The organism is Spongiibacter sp. IMCC21906 (assembly GCF_001010805.1).
Classification (GTDB): domain Bacteria; phylum Pseudomonadota; class Gammaproteobacteria; order Pseudomonadales; family Spongiibacteraceae; genus Spongiibacter.
Genome location: NZ_CP011477.1, coordinates 136402 through 152810, shown reverse-complemented (window position 1 = coordinate 152810; position 16409 = coordinate 136402). Strand labels below are relative to the sequence as shown.

At 52.4% G+C, this 16409-nt stretch carries 10 protein-coding genes; 9 read left to right on the top strand and 1 reads right to left on the bottom strand.

What is annotated here, in order from left to right:
* The first annotated feature begins 688 nt into the window (after nt 1-688).
* Both IMCC21906_RS00670 and IMCC21906_RS00660 read left to right on the top strand, forming a co-directional pair.
* Nucleotides 689-2095 carry a mannose-1-phosphate guanylyltransferase/mannose-6-phosphate isomerase gene (locus tag IMCC21906_RS00670; RefSeq protein ID WP_047010547.1) on the top strand — a complete coding sequence of 469 codons (1407 nt, stop codon included), beginning with the start codon at nt 689-691 and terminating at the stop codon, nt 2093-2095.
* Between the two features lie 2355 nt (nt 2096-4450).
* Nucleotides 4451-4822 carry a hypothetical protein gene (locus tag IMCC21906_RS00660; RefSeq protein ID WP_047010545.1) on the top strand — a complete coding sequence of 124 codons (372 nt, stop codon included), beginning with the start codon at nt 4451-4453 and terminating at the stop codon, nt 4820-4822.
* A 37-nt stretch (nt 4823-4859) separates the two neighbouring features.
* Here IMCC21906_RS00660 and rsmD read toward each other — a convergent pair whose 3' ends face one another.
* The gene (gene rsmD / locus IMCC21906_RS00655; RefSeq protein ID WP_047010544.1) at nt 4860-5450 is read right to left on the bottom strand and encodes a 16S rRNA (guanine(966)-N(2))-methyltransferase RsmD; all 591 of its coding nucleotides are present in this window, start codon (nt 5448-5450) and stop codon (nt 4860-4862) included.
* Nucleotides 5451-5664: 214 nt separating this feature from the next.
* On the opposite strand from rsmD, the gene ftsY reads away from it, so the two are divergent.
* From ftsY to trmB, 7 genes are all read left to right on the top strand, one after another.
* Entirely contained in the window at nt 5665-6780 is a 1116-nt protein-coding gene (gene ftsY, locus IMCC21906_RS00650; protein WP_047010543.1) for a signal recognition particle-docking protein FtsY, read from the top strand.
* 1124 nt (nt 6781-7904) lie between these two features.
* Nucleotides 7905-8576 carry a cell division ATP-binding protein FtsE gene (gene ftsE, locus IMCC21906_RS00640; protein ID WP_047010541.1) on the top strand — a complete coding sequence of 224 codons (672 nt, stop codon included), beginning with the start codon at nt 7905-7907 and terminating at the stop codon, nt 8574-8576.
* Nucleotides 8569-9582 (top strand): permease-like cell division protein FtsX, encoded by a 1014-nt coding sequence (gene ftsX, locus IMCC21906_RS00635; RefSeq protein ID WP_197085926.1) that lies wholly within the window; start codon nt 8569-8571, stop codon nt 9580-9582. The genes ftsE and ftsX overlap by 8 nt, the downstream gene beginning before the upstream one ends.
* 1314 nt (nt 9583-10896) lie before the next feature.
* Nucleotides 10897-11748 carry an RNA polymerase sigma factor RpoH gene (rpoH, locus tag IMCC21906_RS00630; RefSeq protein WP_047010540.1) on the top strand — a complete coding sequence of 284 codons (852 nt, stop codon included), beginning with the start codon at nt 10897-10899 and terminating at the stop codon, nt 11746-11748.
* Between the two features lie 1830 nt (nt 11749-13578).
* Nucleotides 13579-14430, top strand: a complete 852-nt coding sequence (gene rpoH, locus IMCC21906_RS00625) for an RNA polymerase sigma factor RpoH (RefSeq protein ID WP_047010540.1) — start codon at nt 13579-13581, stop codon at nt 14428-14430.
* 902 nt (nt 14431-15332) lie between these two features.
* Nucleotides 15333-15710 (top strand): DUF423 domain-containing protein, encoded by a 378-nt coding sequence (locus IMCC21906_RS00620; protein WP_047010539.1) that lies wholly within the window; start codon nt 15333-15335, stop codon nt 15708-15710.
* The gene (gene trmB, locus IMCC21906_RS00615) at nt 15710-16408 is read left to right on the top strand and encodes a tRNA (guanosine(46)-N7)-methyltransferase TrmB (protein ID WP_082117516.1); all 699 of its coding nucleotides are present in this window, start codon (nt 15710-15712) and stop codon (nt 16406-16408) included. The genes IMCC21906_RS00620 and trmB overlap by 1 nt, the downstream gene beginning before the upstream one ends.
* Nucleotide 16409: the final 1 nt, after the last annotated feature.

Sequence of the window (16409 nt, the reverse complement as noted above, 5' to 3'; positions counted from 1 at the left end):
GCCTACTCCCGCCCAAGTCATCCCGGACGCGATAGCGATCCGGGATCCAGTTGCTCGGGGTGGGATTTAAGCGCGGTTTTTATATTGCGCCCGGTGGTTTACTGGATACCGGCTCGGAGGCCGGTATGACGATGTAAAGAAAAGTGCGGGCATGACGACAAAGATGCGTCCTAATGCTCTGTCATTCTGTCAGGATTTGGGAAGAGGTTTTGCGCAAAGCTTTTCGTCATTCCGGGGTCGCCTACCCTACATGAGTCATCCCGGACGCGATAGCGATCCGGGCGGGATCCAGCAGCTCGGGTTGAATGTAACCACGGTGTTTATATTGCGCTCGGTGGTTTACTGGATACCGGCTCGGAGGTCGGTATGACAATGTAAAGAAAAGAAAGGTGCGGGCATGACGACAAAGATGCGTCCTAATGCTCTGTCATTCTGTCAGGATTTGGGAAGAGGTTTTGCGCAAAGTCTTTCGTCATTCCGGGGCCGCCTACCCTGCATGAGTCATCCCGGACGCGGTAGCGATCCGGGATCCAGTTGCTCGGGGTTGAGTTTAACATTTGGTGTTTATACTTGGCGCGGAATGAAAGAGTCCCAATAGCGATAGGTAGAGCAAATATCTTTTTGTATGCTCACCTTGGTTCAGTACAGGAACACGTTGAACAAAAACTATTTTTAAAGGAGTTATGATATGCGTGCAGTAATTATGGCTGGTGGAAGTGGCAGTCGTTTATGGCCTTCAAGTCGGGGGTTGTATCCCAAGCAGTTTTTGTCGCTATGTGGTGATGAGACGATGTTACAGACCACCTTGCAGCGGGTTGCGGGCTTGAATGATGATGGTTTGTCGGTCATTTGTAATGAAGAGCATCGCTTTATTGTGGCCCAGCAGGCTCAGGCTTTTGGTGCGAGTTCAGACGCTATTATTCTTGAACCCCAAGGACGTAATACGGCGCCGGCTATTGCACTGGCTGCCTTTGAGGCGCTGGATTCTATTGGTGGTGATTGCCTTCTGCTGGTAATGGCGGCGGATCATTTAATTGAAGATGTTGATGCCTTTCATGCGGCAGTGGCTAAGGCCAAAATTCAGGCTGACGCGGGTAAGCTCGTCACATTCGGTATTGTGCCGGAGTCGCCCCATACCGGGTATGGGTATATTCAGCGTGGTGCCGCATTGGCGGATGATGCCTTTGTGGTGTCACGGTTTGTTGAGAAGCCGGATGAAGCGACGGCGAAGATTTATGTCGATGAAGGTGAGTATTACTGGAACAGCGGCATGTTTTTATTTTCTGCCCAGTTATATTTGGAAGAATTAAAAGCCCATCGACCGGATATTTATGACGCTTGCGAAAAGGCTTATGCAGGCAAGAGCCGCGATGCAGATTTTTTGCGGGTAGATAAAGCGGCGTTTGCGGCTTGCCCAGATGATTCTATTGACTACGCCGTAATGGAAAAAACTGATAAAGCGGCGGTTGTGCCTTTATCTGCAGGCTGGAGTGATGTTGGTGCTTGGTCTTCATTATGGGAAGTGGGTGAAGGTGATACGTCGGGCAATGTGTTTAGCGGTGATGTGTTAAGTCATAACACCACAAACTCCTATGTGCGTGCAGAACATCGCTTGGTTGCCACTGTGGGCTTGGATAATGTGGTGGTGGTGGAAACCAACGATGCGGTGTTAGTCGCGGCCAAAGATAAAGTGCAGGAAGTAAAAAGCATTGTTAATGAATTAAAGGCGCAAAACCGCAGTGAGTTTTTGCATCACCGTCATGTTTATCGCCCTTGGGGAGTTTATGACTCCATTGACAATGGCGATCGCTATCAGGTTAAGCGTATTACCGTAAAACCGGGTGCCAAATTGTCGGTGCAAATGCATCATCACCGGGCCGAGCATTGGATTGTGGTGTCGGGTACAGCCAAGGTCACTATTGGCGAAAAAACGATTATGCTGACCGAAAATCAGTCAACGTATATTCCAATAGGTGAAGTCCATGCTTTGGAAAACCCCGGTAAGATCCCCTTGGAATTGATAGAAGTACAATCGGGATCGTATTTGGGTGAGGATGATATTGTCCGTTTTGAGGATCGTTACGGTAGGGCGTAATGGGGTTCCTTTGTTCTAGGTTGTTGTGTTTTATCGTCAACCTAGGTACGCCCTTTTTCTTTGCTTATTCTGGATTCTTTTCTCCATTGTAGTCGTCCCGGCGACTACCCCTACCCAAGTCATCGATGCCGCTAGCTCTCCCCGAGTCATCCCGGACGCGATAGCGATCCGGGATCCAGCTGCTCGGAAGTTAAATTATCTGCGGTGTGTATATTACGTTGGGTGGTTTACTGGATACCGGCTCGAAGGCCGGTATGACTACAAAGAGATGTCCTAATGCTCTGTCATCCTGTCAGAATTTGGGAAGAGGTTTTGCCAAAGCTTTTCGTCATTCCGGGTGCGTCTACTCTGCATGAGTTATCCCGGACGCGGTAGCGAGCCGGGATCCAGCTGCTCGGAAGTTAAATTACCCTCGGTGTTTATATTACGTTGGGTGATTTACTGGATACCGGCTCGGGGGTCGGTATGACAATGTAAAGCAGAGAAAGGTGCCGGTATAAAGAGAGAGTCCGGTATAACTGCAAAGAGGCCTCTTAGTGTTTTGTCATCCCGGACGCGATAGCGATCCGGGATCCAGTTGCTCGGGATTTAAATTATCCTCGGAGTTTATATTGCGTTGGGTGGTTTGCTGGATACCGGCTCGGAGGCCGGTATGACGGTGTAAAGCAAAGAAAGGTGTCGGGATAAATAAAGAGGGTGGTATGACTGCAAAGAGATGTCCTAATGCTCTGTCATCCTGTCAGAATTTGGGAAGAGCTTTTGCCAAAGCTTTTCGTCATTCCGGGTGCGTCTACTTTGCATGAGTCATCCCGGACGCGGTAGCGATCCGGGATCCAGCTGCTCGGATTAAATTACCCTCGGAGTTTATATTACGTTGGGAGGTTTACTGGATACCGGCTCGGGGGCCGGTATGACGGTGTAAAGCAAAGAAAGGTGTCGGGATAAATAAAGAGGGTGGCATGACTACAAAGAGGTGTCCTAATGCTCTGTCATCCTGTCAGAATCTGAGAAGAGGTTTTGCCAAAGCTTTTCGTCATTCCGGGTGCGTCTACTCTGCATGAGTCATCCCGGACGCGGTAGCGATCCGGGATCCAGCTGCTCGGATTAAATTACCCTCGGCGTTTATATTACGTTGGGTGGTTTGCTGGATACCGGCTCGAAGGCCGGTATGACGGTGTAAAGCAAAGAAAGGTACCGATATAAAGAGAGAGTCCGGTATAACTGCAAAGAGGCCTCTTAGTGTTTTGTCATCCCGGACGCGGTAGCGATCCGGGATCCAGTTGCTCGGGATTTAAATTACCTTCGGTGTTTATCTTACGTTGGGTGATTTACTGGATACCGGCTCGGGGGCCGGTATGACGGTGTAAAGCACAGAAAGGTGTCGGTATAAAGAGAGAGGGCGGTATGACTGCAAAGAGGCGTTTTAGTGTTTTGTCATTCTGTCAGAATTTGGGAAGAGGTTTTGCCAAAGCTTTTCGTCATCCCGGACGCGATAGCGATCCGGGATCCAGCTGCTCGGAAGTTAAATTACCCTCGGTGTTTATATTACGTTGGGTGGTTTGCTGGATACCGGCTCGGAGGCCGGTATGACGATGTAAAGAAAAGAAAGGTGCTGGCATAAAGATAGGGCGGTATGACGACAAAGAATTATCGCCGTATCTAGTCATCCCGGACGCGATAGCGATCCGGGATCCAGCTGCTCGGGTTAAATTATCCTCGGTGTTTATATTACGTTGAGTGGTTTACTGGATACCGGCTCGGAGGCCGGTATGACGATGTAAAGCAGAGAAAGGTGCCGGTATAAAGAGAGAGTCCGGTATGACGGTGAAAGCAAAGAAAGGTGCTGGTATAAAGATAGGGCGGTATGATGACAAAGAATTATCGCCGTATCTAGTCATCCCGGACGCGATAGCGATCCGGGATCCAGTCGCTCGGAAGTTAAATTACCCTCGGTGTTTATATTACGCTGGGTGGTTTACTGGATACCGGCTCGGAGGCCGGTATGACGGTGTAAAGCAAAGAAAGGTGCCAGTATAAAGAGATAGGCCGGTATGACCACAGCGAAGTATTGTAGTGCTGGGCTATTCTGAATAATGAAGTGTTGAAGTAAAAAATATTTATGAAGCGGATATGGTCTGTCTGATAAAAAATAAAAATCCGTTTAAATAATTAGTAGCTCGGCATAATGAGTTAATAAGCTGAAATTGTGATTAATAAAATTATTCGGTAAAATCCGGCCGAATTATAAAGCCGCAAGGATTGCGCTGTTTTAATTATTTTCAATAAATAAGCACTTTTACAATTGATAATGGTCTTTATGACTTCGGTTTTTAATTAAAAAGGTTATCCATAACGATGAATATTGAACAGCTTCAAAAACAATTGGAAGCAGAGCATAAAGCGCTCGACTTAAAGTTTAAGTTTATTTCTGAGTTGCAGGCGTTAATGAAAAAACATGGTCAAAGCACAGACGAGCTGTTGGCTATTTTAACGGAGAGTGCGGTGGCACCGGCTAAAAAAGGTCGTCCTAAAAAAGCAGCGACGAAAGGGGCTGTTAAAAGTGCGGCTAAGCCTAAGGCACGCAAAAAGCAAAGCCCGCGGCCGGTTCGTCAATTTAAGCACCCTAAAACCGGCGAAATCACCAAATCGAAAGCCCCGCAGGTGGATAAAACCATTAAGACATGGGCTAAAGAATTGAAAGTGGATTGGCAAACTCTGGAAGTATAAGTTTGCGCGGCCCCCAGTTCGCTTGTCGAGCTGGGGGTTATGACTCTGCAATAACCTCGAACAATTGATAGCCCACCTGTCCTCCCTGTTTTTGCTTTAGCGGCTGCCATTCTTTGGGCAGTGCGGGTATGACTTCATCTTTGGCGGTTTCTAAATAAATCAGGCTGCCGTTTTTTAAGCACTTTGCAAGTAATGGCAGGATCTGGGTTATCAGGTCTTGTTTGAACGGCGGATCGAGAAAGATGATGTCGTAGTGAGAATGGCTTTGCTGCAAATGCGCTTCCGCCGAGCGTACATGCACGCTGCCATTGCTGGCGTTAAGGGTCTGCAGGTGGTGGGCAATGTGTTGGGCGCTGTTGCGGTTAAGCTCAACGAGCTCGCAACTGGCCGCGCCGCGGGAGAGGGCTTCTAGCCCCAATGCGCCGGAACCGGCAAATAAATCCAGGCAGTGGGCACCTTGTATAGAGGGTGCCAGCCAGTTGAAGAGGGTTTCACGAATGCGATCACCAGTGGGGCGAAGGCCTTCTGCTTCGGTGAATTGCAGCTTTCTCCCCCGCCACTGCCCGCCAATAATGCGCAGCTGACCTTGAGTTTGGGAGGGTTTACGGGGCTTGTGCCTGGCGGCCATGGTGATTCCAGTGCCTGCTAAAGAGAGAAGTGGTAGCATACGGTTTTTACTTTTGCTGTAAACCCCCAGCCGCCCTCGGTGTGGGAGGTCTCCTACCAGTTCTTGTCCTTTGTACGCTTGCCTTGCGAGCATTTATTGGACTGATTTGGTGGCATCATTGTTGTTTGGCTTGCCATTGTTGGCCAAGCCCGTTACCCAGGATGTTTAACTCTGCATGACTGATCAGGATACCGATTTATCTCAAGGCCCAGAAAAGAAAAAGGGCTTATTTGCGCGTCTAAAAGAAAGCTTTGTGGGCTCAGAGGAAGACCTGGCCGCCGCTGAAGGCTTTATTAATGATGAAGAAATTGCTCCCTGGCAACACTTGGAGTTATCGCCAGAAGAGCAGGCTTCTTTGTTGGTGCGCTTTCGCGATGGGCTTAGTAAAACCGGTGCCCAGCTTGGCGAGGGCATGGCCAATTTGTTTCTTGGCCGCAAAGAGATCGACGACGAGTTACTGGAAGAAATTGAAACCCATTTATTAATGGCCGATGTGGGCGTGGATGCGACCCAGGAGATTATTGGCAACTTGACCCGTCAGGTGTCTCGCCAAGAGTTGGCTGACCCTGAAGCGCTGTATATTGCCCTGCAAAAAGAATTGAGCGCGTTGCTGGAGCCTGCAGAGCAGGAGCTGGTGATTCCCCATAGTGATAAGCCCTACGTTATTTTAATGGTGGGCGTGAATGGGGTGGGTAAAACCACGACGATCGGCAAGCTGGCCAAGCAGTTTCAGGCGGGCGGGCGTTCGGTCATGTTGGCGGCGGGGGATACCTTTCGGGCTGCCGCGGTTGAGCAATTGCAGGTTTGGGGCGAGCGTAATGATGTACCGGTGATCGCCCAGCATACCGGCGCGGATAGTGCTTCAGTGTTGTATGACGCCCTGCAAGCTGCCACGTCGCGAGGTGTGGATATTTTGATTGCCGACACCGCGGGCCGTCTGCACAACAAAGACAACTTGATGGAAGAGCTTAAAAAGGTGGTTCGGGTCTTGAAGAAGATTGATCCTGAAGCTCCCCATGAAGTGATGTTGGTGTTGGATGCGGGCACCGGGCAAAACGCCTTGTCTCAGGCTAAACATTTTCAGGAAGCCGTTGGCGTGACTGGGTTGGTGTTGACGAAATTGGACGGCACTGCCAAAGGCGGTATTGTTTTTGCGATTTCTAAACAGTTGGAAATGCCCATCCGTTTTATCGGTGTGGGTGAAGGGATTCTCGATTTGCGGCCTTTTCGGGCGGAAGAGTTTGTCGGTGCTTTATTTGGTTGGCGGAGAACTGCTCCACCGCAGGATTAGACGGTTTATTGTCGCGGTCGGCGCCCGCTCCTACAGGGAGCGGTGTAGAAGGCCGCGCTGAGGCCGATGGGTTTTGGTGGTGCAGAGGTAAGCTGTCGCGGTCGGCGCGCCCGCTCCTACAGGGAACGGTGTAGGAGGTCGCACTGAGGCCGATGGGTTTCGGTGGTGCTGAGGTAGGCTGTCGCGGTTGGCGCCCGCTCCTACAGGGAGCGGTGTAGGAGGTCGCGCTGAGACCGATGGGTTTTGGTGGTGCTGAGGTAGGCTGTCGCGGTCGGCGCCCGCTCCTACAGGGAGCGGTGTAGGAGGTCGCGCTGAGGCCGATGGGTTTAGTGGTGCGTTGTTTGGTCGGCGGAGAACAGCGTTAGCCAAATCGGAAAAATCTGGATTGTTTAAGTGCGCCATCCTGGACCAGGTTCAGAGCTAAGTACTGAATCAACGCCATATCGCCACAAGCGTCATCCCGGACGCGACAGCGATCCGGGATCCAGCTGCGGTGTTGGCTTGTGGCACAGTGGATGCGGATGGCTGCGAGGTCTGCTGGATCCCGGCTCGGGGGCCGGGATGACGAAGAAAACGGGACCGGGATGACGAAGAAAACAAGGCCGGGATGACGAAGAAAATGAGGCTGGGCTAACTAAGAACGTGAAGCCGGGTTGATGACAAAGCGATGCTGGGTGACGAAGAGCATAGAGGCGGGAAGAGCGGCCTGAGTGAGGTAATCGCCACAAGTGTCATCCCGGACGCGACAGCGATCCGGGATCCTGCTGCGGTGTTGGCTTGTGGCACAGTGGATGTGGATGGTTGCGAGGTCTGCTGGATCCCGGCTCGGGGGCCGGGATGACGAAGAAAATGAGGCCGGGGTGATGAAGAAAACGAGGCTGGGCTAACTAAGAAGGTGAAGCCGGGTTGATGACAAAGCGATGCTGGGTGACGAAAAACATGACGTTCGCTTGTGTGACAGAAAATGGTGTTGCGAGTGTTAGCATAATATTTGTCGTCCTAGACTGGATTCAAAGCTACATGCTGAAGCAACGCAATATCACCACAAGTGTCATCCCGGACGCGATAGCGATCCGGGATCCAGTATTGAATAAGTGTAGCAAGCGAGGATATTGGCGAATCACATGATTCAGTTTGATCAGGTCAGCAAGCGATACCCTGGAGGATTTGAGGCGCTCAAACAATTGAGCTTTCATATTCCCCGTGGCGACATGCGCTTTTTAACCGGCCATAGTGGCGCGGGTAAAAGCAGTTTGTTGAAGTTGATTATGATGATGGAGCGGCCATCGTCAGGTCAGGTGATTGTGGGTGGGCGTAACCTCACCAATATGTCGGCTCGGCATATTCCTGAACTGCGTCGTAAAGTGGGGGTGGTATTTCAAAACCATCAATTACTGTTTGATCGCAGTGTGTTTGATAACGTCGCCTTGCCATTGATTATTGCCGGTTATGCCCACCGGGATGTGGGCCGCCGAGTGCGGGCCGCGTTGGATAAAGTTGGGTTGCTGGACAAAGAGCGCCAAAACCCGATCAGTCTGTCGGGCGGTGAGCAGCAACGGGTGGGGATCGCCCGGGCGGTGGTTAATAAGCCCGAGTTGCTGTTGGCCGACGAGCCCACGGGTAACCTGGATCCTCAGCTGTCTGCTGAAATCATGCGTCTTTTTGAGCAGTTTAATCAGGTAGGTGTCACCGTATTAATTGCCAGTCATGATTTGGGGCTCATCGCCCGTATGCCTTATCGGCTGATTACCCTACGGCAAGGGCAGCTGATAACAGCGGGGGTGGCAGATGACTAAAAAACGTCGCCTTGGCGCGTTAACCGCGCCTAAGCCTGCTCGGCGAGACGCTCCCGGTGCGCGGATGCGTAAGCAGGGGTTGCGAGATCGGCTGGCCAGTTACCGCAGTCATCATCGCCAAGTAGCTTTAGATAGCCTTAAACGCATGACCGGCCGTCCTGCTACGACCTTAATGACTTGGCTGGTGATTGCCATTGCACTGGCGTTGCCGGCGGGGCTACATGTTGGCTTGAAAAATGTTGAAGCGCTAAGTGGTGGCTGGGAAGGGGCGGCACGGCTGTCGTTGTTTTTAAAAGCCGGGGTATCAGGCCCGCAAGCCCAAGAGCTCGCCCAGACCTTGTCAGCAAAGTCGGGCATTGCCAAGGTGGATTATGTGTCGCCCGAGCAGGCGTTGGAAGAATTTCGGCAAAGCTCTGGCTTTGGCGAGGTGTTGGATGAGCTGGATGCCAACCCTTTGCCGGGGGTGCTGATTATTAGCCCGACATTTGATCATAGCTCTGCCGAGGCCGTCGCGGCGTTAGAGAAAGACTTTTCGCAACTGTCCGAGGTGGATTTGATCAAGCTGGATATGGAGTGGATTCAGCGCCTGAACAGCATCACCGAACTACTGGGTCGAATGACCTTAGCCCTGGCCGCGATGCTGGGGATGGGGGTGTTATTGATTGTCGGCAACACCATCAAACTGGCCATTGAAAGCCGCCGGGCTGAGATCTTGGTGGTAAAGCTGGTTGGTGGCACCAATGCCTTTGTCAGGCGCCCCTTCCTTTATACCGGTTTGTGGTATGGGCTTGGCGGAGGATTACTGGCGTGGATATTAGTGCAAGGCAGCCTGGTTTGGCTCTCTGGCCCGGTTAGCCATTTAAGTGCGTTATATGGCAGCCAATTCTCGTTGCTGGGTTTAGGGTTTATCGACTCGATCCTGATGTGGGCCTTTGGTGCACTGCTGGGGTTGGGCGGCGCCTGGCTGGTAGTGGGGCGGGAACTGAAATTGATTGAGCCGCGCTGATCCTCGTGCTCCTTTGTCGTCATACCGGCCCCCGAGCCGGTATCCAGTAAACCACCGCACTTTGATTATCTGCCTGAGGTAAGACGTGCCACCGAGCAGCTGGATCCCGGCTCGCTGTCGCGTCCGGGATGACGGAGTGTGGAGAACGCGTCTGGGACGACAAAGTGTGGAGGGAGCTTTGAGGATTGAAGTGTGGAGGGTGCACCTTGGATGACGAAAGTTATGTAAGGCCTTCTGTTCATCGTGCCCCTTTGTCGTCATACCGGCCTCCGAGCCGGTATCCAGTAAGCCTCCGCACATTGACTATCTGCCTGAGGTAAAACATTCCATCGAGCAACTGGATCCCGACTCGATATCGCGTCCGGGATGACGGGCGAGTTTGTGGTGAGAAGGACGTCGTTGTTGCGCAGGGTCGCATCACTGCTTTTTCGGTCATACCGGCCTCCGAGCCGGTATCCAGTAGACCTCCGCACATTGACTATCTGCCTGAGGTAAAACATTCCATCGAGCAGCTGGATCCCGGCTCGCTGTCGCGTCCGGGATGACGGAGTGTGGAGAACGCGTCTGGGACGACAAAGTGTGGAGGGAGCTTTGAGGATTGAAGTGTGGAGGGTGCACCTTGGATGACGAAAGTTATGTAAGGCCTTCTGTTCATCGTGCCCCTTTGTCGTCATACCGGCCTCCGAGCCGGTATCCAGTACACCACCGCACATTGAATATCTGCCTGAGGTAATACATTTTACCGAGCAGCTGGATCCCGGCTCGCTATCGCGTCCGGGATGACGGAGTGTGGAGGGTACGTCGGGGATGACGAAGAGGCTAGTCGCGGGAAGTGAAAGGAGTGGAGATGGTATCCGGTGGCGAGTGTACGAGAGAAGAGGCGATCGGAATAACTTAAGGGATTAAGTTTTAGCCTTGTAAGCCTTTTCGTTACTGCCTTTTGTTGTCATACCGGCCTCCGAGCCGGTATCCAGTAAACCACCGCGCGTTGAATATCTGCCTGAGGTAAAACATGCCACCGAGCAGCTGGATCCCGGCTCGCTGTCGCGTCCGGGATGACGGGTGTGGGGGCGCGTCCGGGATGACAGAGTGTGGAGGACGCGCCTAGGATGACGAAGGGCGTGATGATAAGGGTTTTATACTCTGTCTGAATCGGCTCTGATTCTCTGATCGTTGCAGAAGGGCAAAATACGTTATTTTTTTATCCGTTGTTACCTGTCATAAACCCCGTGCCCCTTGAACTTTGCGGCAAATGGTACTCTAATAAGTGCCCGCCCTGAAAAGGGTAACAACACGAATTTAGGAGGATGTGCAATGAGCAGCACCCAACTGCAGCCGCTACAGCAGCTTGTGCCAGGTGGTGACCTCTCTGCATATATTCAATCTGTAAGCAGTATTCCGGTTCTGACCGCTGAGCGGGAAAAAGAACTGGCCGAAGAGTTGTTTTACCAAGGCAACTTAGAGTCCGCGCGTCAGCTGGTTATGTCCCATCTGCGTTTTGTAGTGCATATCGCCAAAAGCTATAACGGTTATGGCTTGCCTCAGGCTGATCTGGTTCAAGAAGGTAATGTGGGCCTGATGAAGGCCGTTAAACGCTTCGATCCCGAAAAAGGCGTGCGTTTGGTGTCTTTTGCGGTGCATTGGATTAAAGCCGAGATTCACGAGTATGTGCTGCGTAACTGGCGCATCGTAAAAGTGGCTACCACCAAGGCTCAGCGTAAGTTGTTCTTTAATCTACGCGGCGCTAAGAAACAGCTGGCATGGTTGAACAATAGCGAAGTTCAAGCTGTTGCCGAAGACTTGGGTGTGGATGTGGCTGAAGTCCGCCGTATGGAAGGTCGGCTCAGTTCGGTTGATATTGGCTTTGATGCCGATGCGGATGATGAAACCGGTCCTGTTGCTCCCGTCCATTATCTTGAGGATCGCAGTAATGACCCCGCTGACCTGCTGGAATCCAGCGATTGGGAAGCGAGTAACCATCAGCAGCTTAGCTATGCTTTGAGTGAGTTGGATGAGCGGAGCCGGGATATTCTGCAATGTCGTTGGCTGGGCGAGAACAAATCCACCTTGCATGACTTGGCTGATCGCTATGGTGTGTCTGCAGAGCGGATTCGCCAATTAGAGCAAGCGGCAATGAAAAAACTTCGGGCGGCAATGGAAGCGTAAGCGTCTGTTATCCTTCTGAAGGGAAAGTAGAGAACCCCGCTGCGGCGGGGTTTTTTGTGTCTGGAGAAAATGTGTTTCTTGTCATGCCGGTCCCCGGCTCGTAGGCCGGGGCAGGCTCCGAGCCGGTATCCAGTAAACCACCGCGCGTTGAATATTTACCTGAGGCAAGACATTCCACCGAGCAGCTGGATCCCGGCTCGCTGCCGCGTCCGGGATGACGGGTGTGGAGGGCGCCGTCTGGGATGACAAAGTGTGGAGGGAACTTAGGGGGTCGAAGTCTGAAGGGCGCGCCAAGAATGACGAAAGTTTTGCAAGACCTTCTCTCATTGTGCTCCGTTGTCGTCATACCGGCCTCCGAGCCGGTATCCAGTAAACCTCCGTACTTTGACTATCTGCCTGAGGTAAGACATGCCACCGAGCAGCTGGATCCCGGCTCGCTGCCGCGTCCGGGATGATGGGTGTGGAGGGCACGTCCGGGATAACAGAGTGTGTAGGGAGGGTCTGGGATGACGAAGTGTGGAGGGTGCATCTTGGGTGACGAACGTTTTGTAAGACCTTCTGCTCATCGTGTTCCTTTGTCGTCATACCGGCCTTCGAGCCGGTATCCAGTAAACCACCGCACTTTGACTATCTGCCTGAGGTAAAACATGCCACCGAGCAACTGGATCCCGGCTCGCTGTCGCGTCCGGGATGACGGGCGAGTTCGTGGTGAGAAGGGCGTCGTTGTTGCGCAGGAGTTCGCATCACTGCTTTTTCGGTCATACCGGCCTCTGAGCCGGTATCCAGTAAACCACCGCACTTTGAATATCTGCCTGAAGTAAAACATTCCACCGAGCAGCTGGATCCCGGCTCGCTGTGGTGTCCGGGATGACGGAGTGTGGAGGGAGCTTTGGGAATCGAAGTGTGAAGGGTCCATCTTGGGTGACGAACGTTTTGTAAGGCCTTCTGTTCATCGTGCTCCTTTGTCGTCATACCGGCCTCCGAGCCGGTATCCAGTAAACCACCGCACGTTTTGAATATCTGTCTGAGGTAAGGCATGCCACCGAGCAGCTGGATCCCGGCTCGCTGTCGCGTCCGGGATGACGGAGTGTGGAGGGAACTTAGAGGGTCGAAGTCTGAAGGGCGCGCCAAGAATGACGAAAGTTTTGCAAGACCTACTGCTCATCGTGCTCCTTTGTCGTCATACCGGCCTCCGAGCCGGTATCCAGTAAACCACCACACGTTGACTATCTGCCTGAGGTAAAACATGCCACCGAGCAGCTGGATCCCGGCTCGCTGTCGCGTCCGGGATGACGGAGTGTGGAAGGTACGTCGGGGATGACGAAGAGGTTAGTCGCGGGAAGTGAAAGGAGTGGAGATGGTATCCGGTGGCGAGTGTACGAGAGAAGACGCGATCGGAATAACTTAAGAGGTTAAGTTTTAGCCTTGTAAGCCTTTTCGTTACTGCCTTTTGTTGTCATACCGGCCTCCGAGCCGGTATCCAGTAAACCACCGCACTTTGAATATCTGCCTGAGGTAAAACATTCCATCGAGCAGCTGGATCCCGGCTCGCTGTCGCGTCCGGGATGACGGGTGTGGAGGCGCGTCCGGGATGACAGAGTGTGGAGGTGGAGGACGCGCCTAGGATGACGAAGGGCGTGATGATAAGGGTTTTATACTCTGTCTGAATCGGCTCTGATTCTCTGATCGTTGCAGAAGGGCAAAATACGTTATTTTTTTATCCGTTGTTACCTGTCATAAACCCCGTGCCCCTTGAACTTTGCGGCAAATGGTACTCTAATAAGTGCCCGCCCTGAAAAGGGTAACAACACGAATTTAGGAGGATGTGCAATGAGCAGCACCCAACTGCAGCCGCTACAGCAGCTTGTGCCAGGTGGTGACCTCTCTGCATATATTCAATCTGTAAGCAGTATTCCGGTTCTGACCGCTGAGCGGGAAAAAGAACTGGCCGAAGAGTTGTTTTACCAAGGCAACTTAGAGTCCGCGCGTCAGCTGGTTATGTCCCATCTGCGTTTTGTAGTGCATATTGCCAAAAGCTACAACGGCTATGGCTTGCCTCAGGCTGATCTGGTTCAAGAAGGTAATGTGGGCCTGATGAAGGCCGTTAAACGCTTTGATCCCGAAAAAGGCGTGCGTTTGGTGTCTTTTGCGGTGCATTGGATTAAAGCCGAGATTCACGAGTATGTGCTGCGTAACTGGCGCATCGTAAAAGTGGCTACCACCAAGGCTCAGCGTAAGTTGTTCTTTAATCTACGCGGCGCTAAGAAGCAGCTGGCATGGTTGAACAATAGCGAAGTCCAAGCTGTTGCAGAAGATTTGGGTGTGGATGTGGCTGAAGTCCGCCGTATGGAAGGTCGGCTCAGCTCGGTTGATATTGGTTTTGATGCCGATGCGGATGATGAAACCGGTCCGGTTGCTCCCGTCCATTATCTTGAGGATCGCAGTAATGACCCCGCTGACCTGCTGGAATCCAGCGACTGGGAAGCGAGTAACCATCAGCAGCTTAGCTATGCTTTGAGTGAGCTGGATGAGCGGAGCCGGGATATTCTGCAATGTCGTTGGCTGGGCGAGAACAAGTCCACCTTGCATGACTTGGCTGACCGCTATGGTGTATCTGCTGAGCGGATTCGCCAATTAGAGCAAGCGGCAATGAAAAAACTTCGGGCGGCAATGGAAGCATAGCGTCTGTTGCACTTCTGAAGGAAAAGTATAGACCCCGCTGCGGCGGGGTTTTTTGTGTCTGGAGAAAATGTGTTTCTTGTCATGCCGGCCCCTGAGCCGGTATCCAGTAAGCCACCGCACTTCGAATATCTGCCTGAGGTAAGGCATGCCACCGAGCAGCTGGATCCCGGCTCGCTGTCGCGTCCGGGATGACGGAGTGTGGAGAGCGTGTTCGGGATGGCGAGCGAGGCTAGGCGTGGGGGTGTAGAGGCAGGCGTGTCTGGGATGCAGAAAGTTTTGTAAGGCTTTCTGCTCATCGTGTTCTTTTTGTAGTCATACCGGCCTCCGAGCCGGTATCCAGTAAGCCACCGCACTTTGAATATCTGCCTGAGGTAAGACATTCCACCGAGAAACTGGATCCCGGCTCGCTGTCGCGTCCGGGATGACGGGTGTGGAGGGCGCACCTAGAATGGCAAAGTGTAGAGGGGGCGTCTGGGATGACGAACGTTTTGTAAGACCTTCTGCTCATCGTGCTCCTTTGTCGTCATACCGGCCTCCGAGCCGGTATCCAGTAGACCGCTGCACGTTGACTATCTGCCTGAGGTAATACATTCCACCGAGTATCTGGATCCCGGCTCGCTATCGCGTCCGGGATGACGGGTGTGGAGGGCGCGTTCGGGATGACGGAGTGTGGAGGGCGCGTCTGGGGTGAAAAAGTGTGGGGAGTGCACCGTGGATGACGAGGATTTATCTTCACAGCCATCGTATCGTCATACTGGCTACTGACTCGTAGGCTCCGAGCCGGTATCCAGAGATTACCCCTCCATACCAGCTCTGCTCTATGCGTGATTACAGAAAGACTTTTGGTTGGTTAAGCGATTTTGTCTACAATAGCGGCCTTTGCTTTAAACACTGGAATTATCATGGCCTCTATTAGCCTTTTTCTTACCGCCATTTTTGGGTTTTTGGCCGTTGCGCTAGGGGCTTTTGGTGCCCACGGTCTTAAGGCCAAGCTCAGCCCTGAGATGATGACGGTTTATCAGACCGCGGTGCAGTACCACTTTTTTCACACGCTCGCATTATTGGGGGTGGCGGTGTTGTTGCAGCAGCAAGGAGTGCAGCATCCTACGTTAAAGGCTTGTGTTTGGCTGTTTGCCTTAGGGATTGTGGTGTTTAGTGGCAGCTTGTACGCGCTGGCGCTGACCAATATTCGTATTCTTGGTGCGATAACACCCATCGGCGGTGTGTTGTTTATGGCGGCTTGGGTCTGCCTTGCGGTTGCGGCATGGAAGACATTTTAATGACTGAACAACTACAAGAACGACCCCTGCGCCGTATCCGCAGTTTTGTGCTTCGTACCGGTCGGATGACGGAAGGGCAGAAGCGGGCCTACGACCTACATTGGCCGAGCAAAGGCTTGTTGCTTGAAAATGGCTTGCAGGATTTTTCGCAGGTGTTTGGTCGGGAGGCGCCTGTTGCGCTGGAAATCGGCTTTGGCATGGGCGATTCATTGGCGACCATGGCTGCTGCGGCTCCAGATCAGGATTTTATTGGTGTAGAGGTGCACAGTCCCGGCGTGGGTCGGTTGATGCATTTGATTGATGAGGCGGAACTGGAAAATCTGCGCGCCTATTGCGATGACGCTGTTGAGGTTTTAGAGCGTTGTATTGCCGATGCCAGTTTAAGCCGGGTGCAAATCTACTTCCCTGATCCGTGGCATAAAAAGCGCCATCATAAGCGTCGCTTAATACAGTCCCCGTTTGTGCAAATGCTTCGTCAAAAACTCAAGATCGGCGGCGTACTGCATTTGGCAACGGATTGGGAAAATTACGCTGAACATATGATGGAGGTGATGGGCAGTGCCGAGGGTTTTAGCAACCAAGCCGGGGATGGCGCGTTTTCACCACGACCTGATTATCGGCCAGTGACCAAGTTTGAAAAACGTGGTGAAAGGCTAGGCCACGGAGTGTGGGATTTGTTGTTTGAACGCGTTTCTTGAA